The 18,265-nt window shown below is 47.1% G+C and carries 13 protein-coding genes; 11 read left to right on the top strand and 2 right to left on the bottom strand.

What is annotated here, in order from left to right:
* The first annotated feature begins 328 nt into the window (after positions 1–328).
* From gcvH to MKZ13_RS23760, 5 genes are all read left to right on the top strand, one after another.
* Positions 329–721, top strand: a complete 393-nt coding sequence (gene gcvH / locus MKZ13_RS23780; protein WP_047844042.1) for a glycine cleavage system protein GcvH — start codon at positions 329–331, stop codon at positions 719–721.
* Between the two features lie 419 nt (positions 722–1,140).
* Complete coding sequence (locus tag MKZ13_RS23775; RefSeq protein WP_339178744.1) at positions 1,141–2,595, top strand: PTS mannitol transporter subunit IICB; 1,455 nt, start codon at positions 1,141–1,143, stop codon at positions 2,593–2,595.
* Between the two features lie 38 nt (positions 2,596–2,633).
* Positions 2,634–4,736 (top strand): BglG family transcription antiterminator, encoded by a 2,103-nt coding sequence (locus tag MKZ13_RS23770; protein WP_339178741.1) that lies wholly within the window; start codon positions 2,634–2,636, stop codon positions 4,734–4,736.
* Positions 4,733–5,167, top strand: coding sequence for a PTS sugar transporter subunit IIA (locus tag MKZ13_RS23765; RefSeq protein ID WP_017686856.1), 435 nt, complete (start codon positions 4,733–4,735; stop codon positions 5,165–5,167). The genes MKZ13_RS23770 and MKZ13_RS23765 overlap by 4 nt, the downstream gene beginning before the upstream one ends.
* Positions 5,164–6,309 (top strand): mannitol-1-phosphate 5-dehydrogenase, encoded by a 1,146-nt coding sequence (locus tag MKZ13_RS23760; RefSeq protein WP_339178739.1) that lies wholly within the window; start codon positions 5,164–5,166, stop codon positions 6,307–6,309. Before MKZ13_RS23765 ends, MKZ13_RS23760 begins: the two co-directional genes overlap by 4 nt.
* A 65-nt stretch (positions 6,310–6,374) precedes the next feature.
* On the opposite strand, the gene MKZ13_RS23755 is transcribed toward MKZ13_RS23760, so the two are convergent.
* Together MKZ13_RS23755 and MKZ13_RS23750 are read right to left on the bottom strand one after the other, a co-directional pair.
* Positions 6,375–6,626, bottom strand: coding sequence for a cysteine-rich CWC family protein (locus MKZ13_RS23755; protein ID WP_339178737.1), 252 nt, complete (start codon positions 6,624–6,626; stop codon positions 6,375–6,377).
* A gap of 138 nt (positions 6,627–6,764) precedes the next feature.
* Positions 6,765–8,768 (bottom strand): DNA mismatch repair protein MutS, encoded by a 2,004-nt coding sequence (locus MKZ13_RS23750; RefSeq protein WP_339178735.1) that lies wholly within the window; start codon positions 8,766–8,768, stop codon positions 6,765–6,767.
* 527 nt (positions 8,769–9,295) lie between these two features.
* Here MKZ13_RS23750 and MKZ13_RS23745 point away from each other — a divergent pair.
* From MKZ13_RS23745 to MKZ13_RS23720, 6 genes are all read left to right on the top strand, one after another.
* Positions 9,296–11,632 carry a helix-turn-helix domain-containing protein gene (locus MKZ13_RS23745; protein ID WP_339178733.1) on the top strand — a complete coding sequence of 779 codons (2,337 nt, stop codon included), beginning with the start codon at positions 9,296–9,298 and terminating at the stop codon, positions 11,630–11,632.
* Positions 11,633–11,915: 283 nt separating this feature from the next.
* On the top strand, positions 11,916–12,869 hold the full coding sequence (locus MKZ13_RS23740) for a sugar ABC transporter permease (protein ID WP_145323915.1): 954 nt from the start codon (positions 11,916–11,918) through the stop codon (positions 12,867–12,869).
* Between the two features lie 45 nt (positions 12,870–12,914).
* The gene (locus MKZ13_RS23735) at positions 12,915–13,787 is read left to right on the top strand and encodes a carbohydrate ABC transporter permease (RefSeq protein ID WP_076212380.1); all 873 of its coding nucleotides are present in this window, start codon (positions 12,915–12,917) and stop codon (positions 13,785–13,787) included.
* 62 nt (positions 13,788–13,849) lie between these two features.
* Positions 13,850–15,349, top strand: coding sequence for an extracellular solute-binding protein (locus MKZ13_RS23730; protein WP_339178727.1), 1,500 nt, complete (start codon positions 13,850–13,852; stop codon positions 15,347–15,349).
* Positions 15,350–15,373: 24 nt separating this feature from the next.
* Positions 15,374–16,486 carry a glycoside hydrolase family 88 protein gene (locus MKZ13_RS23725; RefSeq protein WP_339178724.1) on the top strand — a complete coding sequence of 371 codons (1,113 nt, stop codon included), beginning with the start codon at positions 15,374–15,376 and terminating at the stop codon, positions 16,484–16,486.
* A 221-nt stretch (positions 16,487–16,707) separates the two neighbouring features.
* Positions 16,708–18,219 carry an extracellular solute-binding protein gene (locus MKZ13_RS23720; RefSeq protein ID WP_339178722.1) on the top strand — a complete coding sequence of 504 codons (1,512 nt, stop codon included), beginning with the start codon at positions 16,708–16,710 and terminating at the stop codon, positions 18,217–18,219.
* Positions 18,220–18,265 lie beyond the last annotated feature (46 nt).

Genomic DNA, 18,265 nt, shown 5'->3' with positions numbered 1-18,265 from the left:
GTCCAATAAACACATTTACTCCTTTCATTAAAACGTGAATCCACTACCGATGTCAAGAACGATATCATAGATAATGATTTAAAACCGAATATTTAATTTAGTTTTTATGTTATTGTTCGTATATTTAAAAAGACTACGCTTACTATTCTAATATTCACCAGTATATGAAGAAAGAGTGTAATCCGGTTACAGGATTTAGAGGTGTTCAGTAAATAAATTGTGAGGTATCTTGACATTTGATTCAAAAATATCATACGCTATGTTCTGGGAAAAAGGTTAAGGTCAAAGAACGCATGCACTCATTTAATGAAAAGCGAGGCGGATATCGATGAGCGAATTGAAAAGTGATTTCCTGTACAGTGAAGAGCACGAATGGGTGCAAACCGTAGGGGAGGATACTGTACGTATTGGCATTACCGAGTTCGCGCAGCATCAGCTGGGTGACATTGTGTTTGTGGAATTGCCTGACCTTGAAACCAATGTAAAAGCAGAGGACAGCATTGGAACGATCGAATCGGTCAAAACGGTGTCGGACTTGTTCTCTCCCGTCACAGGTTCAATTATTGCAGTCAATGATTCGTTGCAGGACTCCCCTGAACTTGTGAACAGCTCTCCTTACGAGGAAGGCTGGATGATTGAGATCCGTGTTGAGGGAGATCTGACAGCAGCATTGTCTACATTGATGAATGCAGACGCGTATCGGAAACATACGGAAGAATAGTTTTAACGAACTTGTACTTATTAACATATATTTTATAACCAAATGAAATGAGCTTCATATTGTTTTGACCTGTGTGAGCCGGATGCTTGCACAGGTTTTTTGTGCTTTAAAAGAATGGTTTTGAATGTGGATTGTAACAGATTGTGGATGTGAATCACCTGATTGGACCAAGCTATAGGTTAGAAAATGATTCTGGAAATGATAAAAGTCATAGGCGAAAAAATCCTTGTGTACCAATGGGTTCAGTCATTATGCATCAATTAAAACGATTACATAACCTAATGTTGTCATCATTGTTCATGACGAAAGTACGCTTTCATTTCATTGAACAGGAGAGCATTCTCGCTTAGGATTACAGCAGGGGAGAAATGATACCCCTTTCATAAATCATAATCACTTGATCCAAGGAGGATAATACAATGAGTAATTTGGACCAATCGTCCAATTCCAAAGGTGGGCTACGGGTTGGTGTTCAGCGTTTTGGCCGATTCCTGAGTGGTATGGTCATGCCAAATATGGGAGCGTTCATCGCCTGGGGATTAATTACGGCTCTGTTCATTCCAACAGGCTGGTTCCCTAACGAGACGCTTGCACAGCTAGTTGATCCGATGATCAAATATTTGCTGCCACTGTTAATTGGTTACACCGGAGGTACGATGGTGCATGGTCAGCGTGGTGGTGTCGTGGGTGCCATTATGACCATCGGGGTCATCGTGGGTAGTGATATCCCGATGTTCCTCGGTGCCATGATTGCCGGACCACTGGCAGCATGGATCATTAAAAAGTTTGATAAATCCATTGAAGGTAAAGTTAGAGCCGGATTTGAAATGCTGGTTAACAACTTCTCAGCCGGTATTATTGGCGGGATCTTGGGGATTTTTGCGCTACTGGGCATCGGGCCTGCTGTAGAAGCGATTAGCAAAGTATTGTCTGCCGGGGTACAAGGCTTAATGAATCTGGGCTTGTTACCGCTGGTCAACCTAATCATTGAACCAGGTAAAGTATTGTTCCTGAACAATGCAATCAACCACGGGATTCTGACACCAATTGCAACAGATCAAGCGAGAGAATTAGGGCAATCCGTATTATACATGCTTGAATCGAACCCGGGTCCGGGACTTGGTATCTTGCTTGCTTACTGTTTCTTCGGACGCGGAATGGCCAAATCTTCTGCACCGGGTGCTGTTATCATTCATTTCTTCGGGGGAATTCATGAGATCTACTTCCCTTACATTTTGATGAGACCGATTCTGATTCTTGCCGCAATTGCGGGTGGCGTCGCAGGTACATTAACATTCATGCTCACTGGAGCAGGACTTGTTTCGGCACCATCACCGGGTAGTATTATCGCGTATTTCCTCTTAACACCAAAAGGTGGATACCTGCCGATGCTCGCAGGGGTGCTTGTAGCAGCAGTTGTATCCTTCCTGGTTGCAGCAGTGTTGCTGAAAACGGGTAAACAAAAGGACGAAGATCTGGAGTCCGCATCCAGTCGGATGAAAGACATGAAGAGTCAAGGAACCGTGCCAAACGCTGGTATTACGGCTAATCAACGTGAAGCAGACAGAGTCGCAGATATGGCTTCTTCTACAGTGAAAACAGATGTGAAGAAAATTGTCTTCTCCTGTGATGCAGGCATGGGGTCGAGTGCCATGGGCGCTTCCATTCTACGCAAGAAGATGAAGGCAGAGGGGATTGACGTTACGGTGACCAATACGGCTATCAGTGATATCCCGCCGGATGCAGATGTGGTAATTACACAACAAGTATTAACCGATCGTGCCCGCTCCGTAGCGCCGAACGCAGAACATATATCCATCGACAACTTCCTAAAAAGCCCGGAATACGATGCGCTCGTTGAACGTCTAAAGTAATTGCACGCATTCGTTTTCCCTGAGCCGGAGGCTGAGATATGAGTATTACCAAAAGACAACGTGAAATCGTGGAGTTTCTGCTGGAGCATCCACATGAAGTCACTGCCGGCGAAATCGCCGTTGAAGTAAAGGTCAGTACCCGAACGGTTCACCGGGAGCTGCAAATGATTGAACAATGGCTTGAACCTTTGGGCATGAGGCTGGAAAAAAAATCAGGAACCGGTATCCGAATCGATGCCAGTTCCGATGATCTGGCTGTATTGCGCAAGCAACTAGAGGGTAAAGAATATGTAGAGTTTACGCCAGAAGAGCGTAAGCTCTTCATGCTTTGCATCTTGCTGGATGAACCGGAGCCTGTAAAGTTACTCGCCTTGGCTTCGGATCTGAAAGTGACCGTATCCACCGTAACCACGGATCTGGACGATCTGGAGTCACGGATCCGTCAGGCGGGACTAAAGCTGGTTCGCAGACGTGGATATGGCGTCAAGATTAACGGAAGTGAGACGATTCATCGCACAGCCATAGCTGCACTTGCTCTCGAATTTTTGGATGAGTCCGACCTGTTCGGAAGACAGCCAGAACAAGGGGGCTCCGTCGTAAACCAAAAACTGTTGGATATGATTGGACACGGTGATGTGCTTACGGTCGAAAATGCGTTATGGCAACCAGACATCGAATGGCTGGAGAACATCCCGGAACGCCAATACATGAAGCTGCTGATTCAATTATCCGTAGCGGTTGTACGTATTCGTAAAGGCTTTGGCATTGGCCGTATGTCTCCACAAGAGAACACGGGAGATAAAGTTGCAGAGCAAGATGAGATGAAGGTTCCACCTTATATGGCTTCCCGCTTGTGTGGTGTGTTATCCACCCAACTGGGACTGACATTCTCCCAAGATGAGCAAGCTTATTTTCACAGACTATTAATTGAGACAGAGCAGCGGATTCACTCTTCACGGCTGTTGCCAATAGACGACTTGATATTACTGGACAGGGTACATTCACTGATTGATCAGATGCAGGCGAGAACACATTATGCCTTTCATGAGGATCGGTTGCTTCGTGAAGGTCTGCTTGGTCATATGCAACCTGTAATGGAGCGAATTGAAGGGCAACAGATGATTCGTAATCCGCTACTGCAGCAGATTCGCAAGGATTATGATTCACTCTTCGAAGAAGTCAAACAATCCGTGCATCAAGCTTGGCCAGGTACTGACGTTCCGGATGAGGAAATTGGTTTCTTAGTCATGCACTTTGGCGCTTCCATCGAGAGGTTACGTGCATTGAAACGGGAGATCAGGGCCATCATCGTGTGTACAAGCGGAATCGGATCATCACGCATGCTTTCCAGCCGATTATCCAAGGAGATTCCCGAAATTCGGATCATGGACAGCGTGTCCTGGTATGAAGCTGCCCGGATGCCTACAGATCAATATGATCTGGTCTTATCCACTGTCGATCTGCCGATGGATGAGCATCAGTATTACAAAGTGAGTCCACTACTTACGGCGGAAGAGAGCGAGCGTCTGCGTCATTTTATCCGAACAACAACATTACAACAACAGCATAATAACCCTTGTGAAATAGAGGTTCAGACGACAAGTCGTTATTCTGACCCTGACGGAATGGAAGCTATTTTAGTTGAGATCGTCCGAATTATTGGAAAGTTTCAGGTGTATCCGCTGGATAACCAAGATATCGGATTCTATAAAACGGTGTATGCGATGTGCAACGTACTCCATGGATCTGGTGTGTTGAGGGAACCGGAGGAGGTCGCAAAACGGTTGGAGGCACGTGAGGCAGTGGGGAGTCAGAAGATTCCCGGCACAAGACTTGCGCTGTTTCATACACGCAGTGAGGGGATCTACAGGCCGTCCATTAGCTTGTTTCAGCTCACTGAGCCACTCCTTCGTACGCCGGATGATCCGGCAGGAGTTACCCATGTCCTCTTGATGCTCGGTCCCAGAGAATTATCCAAGGAAAGCCTGGAGGTTCTCAGTGAGATCAGCGCCCTGTTATTACAGGAAGAAATGATTACATTGCTGGAAAAGGGAATCAGGGATGAACTCATTCATTACCTGTCCCAGGAACTCGTTGGATTTTATCGCAGTAAAACCGAAATTGGAGGTCAACCATTATGAGTATGTTAACAACAGATAAAGTCATCATGAATGCGACGGCTCAGGATAAATACGAAGCGATTCGCATGGCAGGACAGATTCTGAAGGATGCGGGACATATTACCGCTGATTACATTGAGAAGATGATTGAACGTGAAGAGATTGTCTCAACCTATGTAGGGAACGGCCTTGCGATCCCACACGGTACAAAGGAATCCAAAGCTTTCATTTTATCCACAGGTATCTCTGTCATTCAGTATCCACAAGGTGTTGATTTTGGCGAAGAAAAGGCTTATATGGTCATTGGTATCGCGGCTCAAGGCGGGGAACATATGGAGATCTTGACTAGCATTGCGGTGATCTGTGCTGAGGATGAGAATATGGAGGCCCTGCGTCTGGCGAAAACAGCCGAAGAAGTTATCGCTATTCTGGAAAGTGAAATGGAACTATGAAGGCTCTACACTTTGGCGCAGGTAACATTGGACGTGGGTTCATTGGATTGATTCTCTCCCGTGCAGGGTATGAGGTGATTTTCTCCGACGTGAATCAGGACTTGGTAGCAGCTCTCCAGCAACGGGGGCAGTATACAGTGGAACTGGCTAACGAGAGCAAGGATCAGGAGACCGTTACAGGTGTAAACGCAATCGATGGGACTCAGCTAGAAACGGTTGCCCAAACCGTGGTGGAAACTGATCTGATTACAACCGCAGTGGGCGTAGGCGTGCTGAAACATATTGCACCAGGTATAGCGAAGGGACTGGAGAAAAGATTGAATTCCGGTCCGGTTCAAAACCCACTTCACATTATTGCTTGCGAGAACGCCATTGGAGCCAGTACGCAATTAAAAGAGCATGTATATGCTCTGCTTGATGAAAAAGTACGTTCCCTTGCAGATCAGTATGTTTATTTTCCAGATTCAGCCGTAGACCGGATAGTGCCTATTCAGCATCATGAAGATCCGTTGCATGTACAGGTTGAGCCTTTTTACGAGTGGGTAGTTGATCGTTCCCAGATGGCTCCTGCATTCAAACCGGTTGAGGGCATTGTATATGTCGATGATCTGGAGCCGTATATCGAACGGAAACTGTTCACTGTTAATACAGGACACTGCGTTGCAGCATATATCGGTAATGTGCACGGGTATGACACGATTCAGAAGGCTATTGCCGACGAGAAGGTGAAATCGATTGTCTACGGTGCTTTGCAGGAAACTGGAAAAGTTCTAGTGAAGCGTTTTGCATTCAACCCGGAAGAACATGAGCAGTATATTGTCAAAATATTGGGACGGTTTGTCAACCCGTATCTCACCGATGAGGTTACTCGTGTTGGTCGTTCCCCGCTGCGCAAGTTGTCTCCGAATGATCGTCTGGTTCGCCCGGCCCTCCAGGCATATGCGGATGGAAGCGAAACGACCTATCTGGCTTTGGGCATGGCAGCAGCCTGCAAGTTCGATGTCTCCGATGATCCGGAAGCGGTTGAACTGCAGGACATGATCCGCCAGAAGGGGGTTTCGGCTGCACTGCATCATTATACGTCCATAGATGAGCATCATCCGGTGCTTCAACAGGCTGTTGCCCAGTATAACCAAATGTAAGAGCAGTGGTAGCGAGGCTAACAGTCTAGATAATGCATAATAGAAGAGGAGCCATACAGTTGTTGTTAACTGTGTGGCTCTTCTTTTGGTTGGAGTTTATCGGCATAGTCATCCAAACAGCGTTGACATATGCACGATTTTCGGCGCTGCTCTGGCGGAATGCGGTCAAACACACCCTCGGGGAAAGTAGCCCGGTTACACCAGCATTCCGAATGAGGATGTCCTGCGGCATAGGAACAGCGATTAGCTTCCCCGCATAATGGGCAGACAAGAACATCGATATGGATGTGCTCTTGATCGTCTTGTTCTGCAGACATAGAGTTCTTCCCTCCCTGTGGAATAGCTACGAGCTGAAGTAAACATACTGGTCCCAGTATAACAGAAATGTGCTTGTGATTATGGATTTCACTGTGTATATATGACTTCCAGTTCACTACATCTGTTTCTCCCATCGGCTATTCTTCAGGCGGTAATTCGATTTGGAGGCCTTCCACATGTTTGCGTCCCATCAACTTACGTTTCTTTCGATTTTCCTTTGTTTCTAGCACAATGTCCAAGTCATAATCATCACCTGGATAAAGCTCATCGGCAGATATATGCAGGGTCAGGCGTTTCTTATGGATTTTGACTTTGCGTCCCCGCAGCATGACCCCGATATTTCCACGGCTATCCTCCATATCACAGACGATGCCCGACTGATTAAGATAGGCCGCGTACACCCGATCTCCTTTGCGAAAAGTTTTGGAAGGAGCAGGAGAATCCGACTCTCTGGTTGTTGTCTTTTTGTGGTGACCGACTGGATCCTTTGACTGTTTCGACTGGTTTCTCCTGGATAACTCTGCTGGGCCGTCTGATTCTGGTACAGAACGATCAGGCGTCAGGACCGGAGTTTCCGAAGGAGGTGACGTGAACCCTAATGTACGTTCTTTCGAAATACTTTGATCGGACAGGGACTTGGATCGCTCGATAATTCGCTGTGGCATGCCCAGCTTTAATGCGATGGAGTAAGCATAACTCTCACCAGCTTCTCCGATACGCAATCGATACAGTGGCTGGAGAGAAACGGTGTCAAATTCCATGCGGGCATTTTCAAATCCTGGGGTGGCAGCAGCAAAATGTTTGATTTCACCAAAATGTGTTGTCGCCACAACGGTTGCTCCGCGGCTATGAAGTTCCTCCAGCATGGCGATGGACAGTCCAACACCTTCACCGGGATCTGTGCCGGAAGCCATCTCATCAATGAGCACAAGAGTTGATGTATCAGCCTGTTCCAGTATGCCAATCATATTGCGAATATGTGCGGAAAATGTACTGAGCGCTTGTTCCAAACTCTGCCCGTCACCAATATCAACTGCTACCTCGTTATAAACAGCCATCTTGCCACCTTCCTCGACCGGAATAAGCAAACCTGATTGCATCATCAAGGTTAACAAACCAAGTGTTTTGAGTGCGACCGTTTTACCCCCGGTATTGGGGCCAGTAATAATGAGCGACGAGTACGTTTTGCCAATGGCAAAATCAAGGGGAACCATGGAAGAACCCATGAACGGATGACGTGCACGTTGAAGGCTGATGTGGCCCTGAGTATTGACTCGAACGGTACGTCCATCCATGGTGGCCGCATATTTGGCTTTGGCAAACAGGAAGTCCAATACACCTACCGTTTCGGTGTTCAGGGCGATTTCACGGTTATATGATTCGGCCAGGGAGGTTAAATCACCGAGAATCCTCATCTCCTCTCGGGACTCCTCCGCTTGCAGAGCGGCCAATTCCATCTGCAGAGTTACTAACTCAACAGGTTCAATATATACGGTTTGCCCGCTCCCGGATTCATCCAGCACACTGCCTTTCACCTGTTTACGGAACTCTTTCTTAATGGGCAGAACCGTTCTTCCTCCCCGTTGGCTGATGACATGTTCCTGCATAATGGAGCGATGTTTACTCACCAGAGAATCAAGCTTTCGTTTCATGCGTTCCGCATTAACCGTTATTTTTTTACGAATTCGAATCAGTTCCTTACTCGCCTGATCCTGAATGCGTCCACTATGGATGCAACGCTCAATCTCACTCAGCAAAGGTTCGATCAGAATCATGGATGCTGCATAACGACTGACGGTGGGAGCGGCCCCGGATTTGCCCTCCATGTATTTCATAAGTTGTGCACAGCTCCGCAGGAACTGAGCTAGATGACTGAAGTCGCGTTCACTGAATAGATAACCCGTGCCAAGCAGATCCATAATGGTTTCCATTCCGTCGAGTGAAGGGAGGGGGATACTGGCCCCAAAGCGAATCAACGCAGCTGCTTCTGCTGTTTCTTCCAGGCGAATCTGAATCAGGTGAGCATCTGCCATCGGTTTTAGTTCTCTGGCATAACGTTTGCCCAGATAAGATAGGGCGCAGTCTGCAACGTTTTTTTGAATTTGTGGATAGCCCAAACTGTTTAATGTGTTCTCATTCATGCGTAATCTCTCCTTGAATTTGAATTGGGATTTCAGTTGACGCGCTGAAACATATTCCTGGAAAACGCAAAAAGGGCGGAGAATGAACAAACGTCATTCTCCGCCCTAAACGTATGGGAAAGCAAAGTCCACTACAGGTCTATATTAAAAAATCCGCGCTGAACACAGCGCGGAAATAGACCCGGACAATTACAATCCCGGAGGCGATTTATGATATCCGCTGTTCTTAACTAAGTGCAGGGATCTGGCGCATCATGAAATACACGTATGCCATATGGGCACAAGCGCAATGAAAGGCCAAACTCCTGAATATGAAACTTGGTTAGTTAAGAACATTCACCGACATTAAAAATCTCTCCTTTGATTGAGGAATATGCAACCAATATAAACTGGAAATTGGTTTGAAGTCAACCTTTAGAATAAATGAGTGGACTTGAATAAGAATGGGTTTTAAAATAACAATAGTAAATTAATCCAATGAAAGCGATTTATTTTAATAAACATACGTATAAAGGAGGATGCTCTTCTTGCCTAAGTATTTACTGCGTTTGCTCTGTTTTACCCTGATCCTCGGAGCCCTTCCGGTCATTGTTATTGGTTCGGTCTCGTATACGATTGCATCACGTGACATTGAACAGAAAGTGCGTGAGAGCAATCTTCAGATATTGCATCAGACCCAAATGAGGGTAGAACAAGTTCTGCGCAGCCTGCAATTATCATCCATCCAGTATGTTAATTCGCCCTTGGTACTACAGGCGATGAAGAAACCACTAGACAGCAGCGAGTTTCAGGAGATTCGTGATCTGACCTCCGGTTTTAACAACTTGCAAGCGGTTACGAACATTGACCAAGCCTATCTGGTTAATCTGGATGAAGATTGGGTCGTTTCGATGCGTTCTTTTGGCAAATTGGATGATTTCAGCATTCGAGACCGAATTGGCTCCTACCTAAGTTATACCAACAGCCTGTTCTGGGTCACTCAGAATGCCAGTTCAGCCAAAGAAAGTGTACCTGTGTCAGCAGGTATGGGTGAACTAACACCCGAACAGGCACCTGCTCTTATATCATCGGATAATGTGGTCAGTATGGTATTCAAAATCCCGATGATACCAACCAATGTGAAACCAAAGGGATTTCTTGTAATTGATATCGCCGATACGGAACTGAGCACCTACTTGAGCCGAAATACGAATTCTGGAGATATGTACGTTCTGGATCGGGAGCAGAAGTATTTTCTGAACGACATGCAGCAAGGCGGGAAATATGACGCGCTGAATAAGGAAATTCAGGAAATGGTGCAAACGACGGGCCAGCCAGAGGGTTTCTTCAGTGCGGAGGTGGAAGGTAATCAAGTGGCGGTTAGTTACAGGCAATCTCCGCTCAATGGCTGGTTATACGTGTCCGTTGTATCTCTTGGACAGATTACGGCCCAGTCGCAGAAAATTGCATTGGTTACCGGTATCGCTACACTTGTCATGTTATGTGTAACAGGATTGTTCGCCATATACGGCAGTCGGCGGATGTACTCACCAATCTCCAGACTGCTGCAATTCACGAAGGGGTTGGATTCCCCAGTTGCTCCGTCAGGACGCCGACAGGATGAATTTATCTATATTGAGGAGCAATTGTCAACCTTGTTCAGTTCGGAGAAAACGATGCGGGAGCAGATGAAGGGGCAGCATGTGCACCTCCAGGAGTTTTTTATGACCAAACTGCTGACAGGTAAAATCTCGGAAGAAGATTTCAGATATCAGGGAGAATTGTACGATTTCCCGATAGGGTGGGCGAGTCTTGGCGTACTCATGCTCCAGATCGATACCTTGGAAGGGACCCGATATGAGGAACAGGATCGCGATCTGCTGCTGTTTGCTGTCAACAATATGGTAGGTGAGCTACTCCCTTCGGCAGTTCGGTTCACCCCGGTCATGCTGGATGATGCTCAGGTCACCGTTCTTGCCTCCGAACTCACGGATGAGGTGAAGCTGAAGGAATGGATGCATACTCAGGCAGACTGGATTCGTGAACGTGTCGTGACTTATTTGAATCTGCCCGTAAGTATCGGCATCAGTCGTTCCTATGCTTGTATTGGCGATACGCCAAGAGCAGTTCAGGAGAGTCGGGAGGCTCTGCAAGGGAGGGTAAGTCTGGGCAGCCGTATTATTTTGCATTACGAGGATATTCAGCCACGTGGTCAGATGGAGGCCGCATTGTATACCCAACTGCGCATGATTGAAGATCAGCTCGCTTCTGCGCTCAAGCAAGGAGATGAAGAAAAGACTGACGCCTACTTTAAGCAATATTTGGGATTGCTTGCAGACAAAAAGCTTCATTTCAGTGAATACCCTGTCATTATGGTTCAGTTATTGTCTCGTGTATATCAGCTTGTGCAGGAGCAGGGCGGGGATGTAGCCGAAGTATTGGGTGAAAAAGCATCCATGTCACATTTGCTGAAGTTGTCCACGTTGGACGAGATGACCAATTGGTTCCGCAAGCGGCTGTTCCTGCCCGTCATCCGTTTCTGGCGAGAACAGGAAGAATCCCAATACATGAATATTGCGAGACGCATGATTCGCTTGATCGAGGAACGTTATGACCGTGAATTATCGCTGGAAGCCTGTGCCGCTGAGCTTAATTTTCACCCTGTCTACCTAAGTCGGGTATTCAAGAAAGAAGCAGGAGTCAATTTTACGGAATATCTTGCAGAGTATCGTATGGAAAAAGCGAAGACCTGGCTGCAAACAACAAATCTTAAAATATCGGAGATTGCCGAGAAATTAAACTATACCAATCCAACCGCATTTATCCGTACGTTTCGCAAAATCACAGGAACAACCCCCGGCAAGTACCGGGAGCAGCAGCGATAAAAACAAACCTGCTCTGCCCGCCATGGCAGGCAGGCTTTTTTTTGTTCGGCTGAAGGAAGAAGACCACTTTCCTCCATGAAGTTAAGACAGGAACATGGAGGTTGAAAGCAGTTCATTATGCCTTTAGATTCTGTGAGGGAAATGAGTTAAAACCTTGCTACATAAGGAAAAATAAAAGGCTAAAACGAGACGATAGCCAGTCATTCGTTTATCCTCCACAATGAAGACATGAATTCAGGAAGTGATATTTTGTAATCGTTTCCAATGTGGGGAGGAAGACAATATGAAAGCCGAAACGGCGGCTCGAACACGGCCCGCTACCCGCAGTGACAAAAACCTGCTGTGGAGGGACATTATCAAAAACCGGTGGCTGTATATCATGTTAATACCGGGTGTGCTTTACTTTGTTATTTTCAAATACATACCCATGTATGGCATCACGATGGCTTTTCAGGATTACACCCCTTACAAGGGGATCTTGGGGAGTGAATGGGTAGGCTTCAAACATTTTCAACGTTTCTTCGGAGAACCGCAGTTCTGGACATTATTTCGGAATACGTTTTTACTAGCCATTTATAACATTGTGTTCTTTTTCCCACTGCCGATTGTACTGGCACTCATGATGAATGAAGTTCGCCGTGAACGTTTCAAACGATTTGTACAAACTCTTGTTTATGTTCCACACTTTGTTTCCTGGGTTGTTGTTGTTGGTGTGTTCTACATGCTGTTCACAACCGAGGGTGGTGCGATTAATGAATTGCTCTATAACCTGACAGGACAAAAAGTGGCGTTCCTGCTTGAACCTGGTTGGTTCCGAACGATGATTGTTGGACAATCCATCTGGAAAGAAGTCGGTTGGGGCACAATTATCTTCCTGGCTGCGCTTTCCGGTGTGGATACACAGCTCTATGAAGCTGCACGGATTGATGGTGCCAATCGCTGGCGCCAAACATGGCACATTACGCTGCCGGCCATTCGCAGTACAATCGTCATTTTGCTCATTCTGCGTCTGGGCAATTTCCTGGATACAGGCTTTGAACAGATCTTCCTGATGCTGACTCCGACGAACCGGGATGTGGGCGAGGTATTTGATACCTACGTGTACACGAAGGGGCTTACACAGGCACAGTACAGTTATAGTGCTGCTGTCGGGTTGTTCAAATCGGTTGTCGGGCTGGCGCTTGTCCTTGGTGCCAATACGATGGCCAAAAAATTCGGGGAGGAAGGCGTCTACTAACCTTTGGGTGCAGACGTTCTTCACCAGACAGGAGTGAACATTAAGATGCAACAGGATAAAACGTGGGGCAACCGGATCTTTGATATTCTCAATCATGGCTTGCTGCTGTTGATTGGAATCGTGACGGTCATCCCGTTCATTTATATTTTGGCCGTCTCGTTTACCAGTCCGCATGAAGTGGCTAAGGGAGGATTTATTCTTTTTCCCAAAGAGTTCTCTCTGGCTGCGTACCGTTACATTTTCTCTACAGATACCTTGATTCGCAGTCTGGGCGTATCGATCTATATTACGGTGATTGGTACCTTCATTAACCTGCTGTTTACGTCACTTATGGCTTATCCGCTCTCCAGAAGATATTTGCGTGGACGCCAGCCCATTTTGCTCGGTGTATTGTTCACGATGCTCTTCAGTGGCGGGATGATTCCAACATACTTTGTCGTAAAATCCTTGCACCTGACGGATACGTTGTGGTCACTGATGTTACCTACCGCTATTAGTGCATTTAACTTGATTGTACTGAAAAACTTCTTCCAAGCCATTCCCGATGAGCTGGAGGATGCAGCCAAAATTGATGGATGTAACGATGTCAGCGTATTGTTCCGGATTGTCCTGCCGTTGTCCATGCCAGCCATGGCGACATTTTCACTCTTTTACGCGGTGGCCCACTGGAACAGTTTCTTCAGCGCTGTTATCTATATCAACGATAGTGAGAAGTGGCCTGTCCAAGTCTGGCTACGTGAGATTGTCATTCTGGCACAGAGCCGAATCGGTGACACGAGTATTGAAGAGACCGAGATCCAGCCGCTTACCATTCGCATGGCAGTTATCGTGTTCTCCACGATCCCGATTATGCTGGTGTACCCATTCCTGCAAAAGCATTTTGCCAAAGGCGTGATGCTGGGTTCGGTGAAAGGTTGAGTCGGCAGATGGTTCAAAGTCAGTTCAGTATGACTGCATAAAAAAAGGGAGGTTTTCATGTTATGAAAGCAACAAAAAAGAAAGCCGTAGCTGTCTTGAGCACACTGGCACTGGTGACAGGTTTGCTGGCAGGATGCGGATCAGACGAGGGTCAGGCTGCCGAGGGCGGCGTACAGAATGTGTCCATAGCCATTGCACAGGTGGGTGATGTGCCAAGCAAGGGCAATGAAGTTCAGCAAAAGATTGAAGCGTATACCAATACCAAACTGGATATCCAGTGGATTCCGGCTTCGGCCTACAATGACAAAATTAACGTGATGATTGCTTCAAGCGATATGCCGAAAATTGTGAAGGTGCAATATAATCCAACGGTGACCAGTGCAATGCGTAATGACGTGTTCTGGGAAGTGGGGCCTTTGCTGAAAGACTATAAAAATCTGTCGGCACAGAACGAGCGTTTCTTTGACAATATCAAGGTAGAGGGCAAAATTTATGGGGTTCCTGTATTCTCGGATATTGCACGGGCTACAGTGATCTATCGCAAGGACTGGTTCGAAAAGCTGAATCTTAAGGTGCCAGCCACACCGGATGAATGGTATGAAACGATTAAAACACTGGCAACCTCCGATCCGGATGGAGATGGTCAGGATAATACATTTGGACTGATGCTTTTCAAAAAATACAATGAGGACCAATATTCCTTCACGACTCGCCTTGGCGTAAGCTTTGGTGCACCTAACAAATGGAAAGTCGAGGATGATGGCAGCTTCACGCCGGAATTCATGACACCGGAATATATGCAGGTGTTGGATCTGCTGAAACGTTTGTACGATGAGAAACTGCTGAACCAGGACTTTGCCGTATTCGACTCTACAGAAGCGGAGAAAAAGTATGATTCCGGTGTTGTCGGTATTCGTGTTGGTGTTGCTCAGAACGGAAAAAGTCAGCAAGAGCGTCTGTCCAAAAACAATCCGGATGGTGTGGTAGACATCGCTGGTTTGCTTGGACCGAACGGAGATCGTGTTGCAGGACAGACGGGTAACTCCGGAATTCTGGCATTCCCTAAATCAACGGTGAAATCGGAAGAAGAACTCAAGGATTTGCTCTCCTTCCTCGATAAATTGATGGACCCTGAGATGGCTACCCTGTTGATGCGTGGTATGGAAGACAAACATCACACCAAAGTGGGCGAAGATCAGGTGGAGATGAGTGACTTCGATGCATTCCAGCGTGAAGTGAAACCTTACCGTGACAACCTTCCTTATGTGGAAGGATATAACGTACCGAAATTGAAGGATACCGAACTGGGTGAAAAAGGTACGACACTTGCCAAGGAACTGGCGGAGCACGCTGTGCCAAACCCTGCGCTGACGTTATATTCTCCAACGTATGGTGACCGTGGGGCGGATCTGGATCAGGTGATTGCCGATGCACAAACCAAATACATTATGGGCAAGATCGATCAAAGTGGCTGGGAAAAGGAAATCGAGAATTGGGGCAATGCTGGTGGAAACAAGATTCGTGAGGAATATGCCGAAGATTACAAAAAACAGGCTCAATAAAGAGCCGGAAGCGGAGGCTTGATCATGAAGGAAACACTGCAATTCACATCGGTGCGCATGGCACAGCAATTCATGGAGAGTTATCGCAACCATGAGCTGTACGCCACTTGGCATTACGAGAACGGCTGCTTTTTGAAAGCACTGGAGGAGCTTTATACACACACGGGGGAGCAAAAGTATTTTGACTACATCCGTGAGCTGATGGATCATTTCGTTCAGGAAGATGGCTCCATTCGCTCCTATGCGATCGAGGAATATAATCTGGATCAGATCAATCAGGGAAAATCACTGTTCCTGTTGCTCGAGAAAACAGGGGAAGAGAAATACCGCAAAGCTGCGGAGTTGCTTATCACTCAGCTTAAGGGACAGCCACACACGAGTGAAGGCGGGTTCTGGCACAAGAAGATTTACCCCTTCCAGATGTGGCTGGATGGGTTGTACATGGCGACTCCGTACCTGACCCAGTATGGCGCAGTAACAGGCGAAGAGAAGTGGTTCGACAAGGCTGCCCTGCAGCTCTTGCTGGTGGAACAGCGCACGCGTGATCCGCGTAGCGGTCTCTTGTACCATGCCTGGGATGAGAGCAAAGAGCAGCGCTGGAGTTCGGGAGAGACCGGATGTTCTCCACATGTCTGGAGTCGGGCGATGGGCTGGTATGTGATGGCGGTTGTGGATACCTTGGATCATCTGCCGGTAGATCATCCGCAGCGCGGCCAGATTGTGGGTATCTTCGAACGGGTAGCCAACGCACTAGTGCATGTGCAGGATCAGCAGACCGGACTATGGCCACATCTGTTAGATCAGCCGGGACGTGAGCGGAACTATCTAGAAGCTTCCGGTACTTCAATGTTTGTCTATGCATTGGCCAAAGGTGTGCGTAATGGATATCTGAGTGGCAAGTTCAAAGCGGTTGCGGAAAATGGATATCAGGGTCTGCTGCAGCATCTGCTGCAAACGGATCGTGAAGGCGTACTGTCCCTGACGCAGTGTAACGGCGGAGCCGGCCTCGGAGGAAGCCCGTATCGTGATGGGTCATACGAGTATTATGTTACCGAGTCCATTCGAATCAATGATCCGAAATCGGTTGCTCCGTTCATTTTGGCAGGAGTGGAGATTGAACTTTACAAGTCCAACTAACATGTACATGAGAACGTAGAGGACAGAAATAACTTGAGGAAGCGAAGCGTTCGCCTAAAAGCTTTCTGAAAGAAAGCTGCATCGGAAGCATAGGCTTATCCCCGGATTTTCCCCTTGTTTAGAAGGGAATCAAAAAAATCTGGGGATAACAGCGATCTGAAGGTTGTTCTGTCATCGGAGTGGTCTGTGTACATAACCTTATCCAAAAGGAGAGATGGTTCATGAGTCCAAAAGGTCCAATGTCCCGTTTAGGCGGAATCGTTGTAATTGGTGCAATGTCCGCTGGATTGCTTGCAGGTTGCGGGGGAGAAAAAGCGCCTGCTGCAGGGGAAGGTAAACTTCCCATTTCCATCTCTTTAATGCAGGTAGGAGACATACCGGCAAAGGAGAACGGGATTGAAAAGAAGATTGAGGAATATACAAATACGGATGTCAATGTACAGTGGATTCCGCAGTCTGCTTTTGATGATAAGGTGAATGTTATGGTTGCTTCAGGCGAGATGCCGACCATTATGCGTGTGAATTATGTGCCGACCACATTTAATGCCGCCAAAACGGGACTGTTCTGGGAACTGGGGCCTTACTTGAAGGATTATAAAAACCTGTCTGCCCAATCCGAAGCTTATTTTAACAATATCAAAATTGAAGGCAAGGTCTACGGTATTCCGAACTTCCGGGATATTGGACGGACTGCGATCGTATATCGCAAGGACTGGTTTGATACATTAAAGCTGGATATACCCAAAACGCTGGATGATTGGTATGAAGTGATGCGCTCCATTCGTAAGGACGACCCTGACGGGAATGGTAAAGAGGATACGTATGGTGCGCTGCTGTTCAAAAAATATAATGAAGGTGTCTCTTCGCCACTGACGCGGATCGCTGTAAGTATTGGCGGTGTTAACAAATGGGGTGTGGACGATGCCGGGAAATTGACCCCGGAATTCCTGACCACCGAATATGTGGACACAATGAAACTCTTCAAGCGACTGTTCAGCGAGGGACTGATTAATAGTGATTTCCCTGCCCTGGACCCTTCCGATGCGGACAAAAAAATGGATTCCGGCCTGGTTGGCATGAAGCTTAACGGTGTGGCCCAGAACGGAAAGTCCTCTCAGCAGCGACTTACACCTAACGCTCCGGATGGGGAGATTGACGTGGCTCCTTTCCAGGGAACCGATGGTATTCGTATCGCCGGGGAGCCAGGAAACTACGGAATGCTGGTCATCCCGAAGGCATCCGTTACGGATGAGGAGCAATTGAAGCAGGTTCTTACGTTCCTGGACCAGTTGATGGATGAGGAATTGAGTACGTTGCAGCTCCGTGGATTGCTCGATGTGCACTACAGCAAGACTGCGGATGGGAAAACCGAACTTAAAGATTTTGACGCTTATCAGCGTGAAGTGAAGCCATATCGGGATAATCTGTTAAGTATTGAAGGTTATAATGTGCCTGAACTGGTTGATGTTCCGATTGGTATGAAAGGTACAAAGATGGCGCGTGAGAATGAGCAGTACGCCATCGCCAATCCGGCACTCACCTTGTCTTCGGCAATCTATACCGAGCGTGGTCAGGAGTTGGATCAGATGATCTGGGATGCGCAGACCAAGTACATTATGGGCAAAATCGATGATGCAGGTTGGGAGCAGGAAATCGCAAGCTGGAGAAAAGCCGGTGGTGATCAATTGATTACGGAACTCGAAGCATCCTATAAGGAATTAAACGGGAAATAAAGCTGGCTGAAATAAAAAAAGGGTTGATCAAATGGAATGATATGGT

It is taken from the genome of Paenibacillus sp. FSL R5-0701 (genome assembly GCF_037973995.1).
Classification (GTDB): Bacteria; Bacillota; Bacilli; order Paenibacillales; family Paenibacillaceae; genus Paenibacillus.
This window is presented reverse-complemented; position numbering and strand designations above follow the sequence as displayed.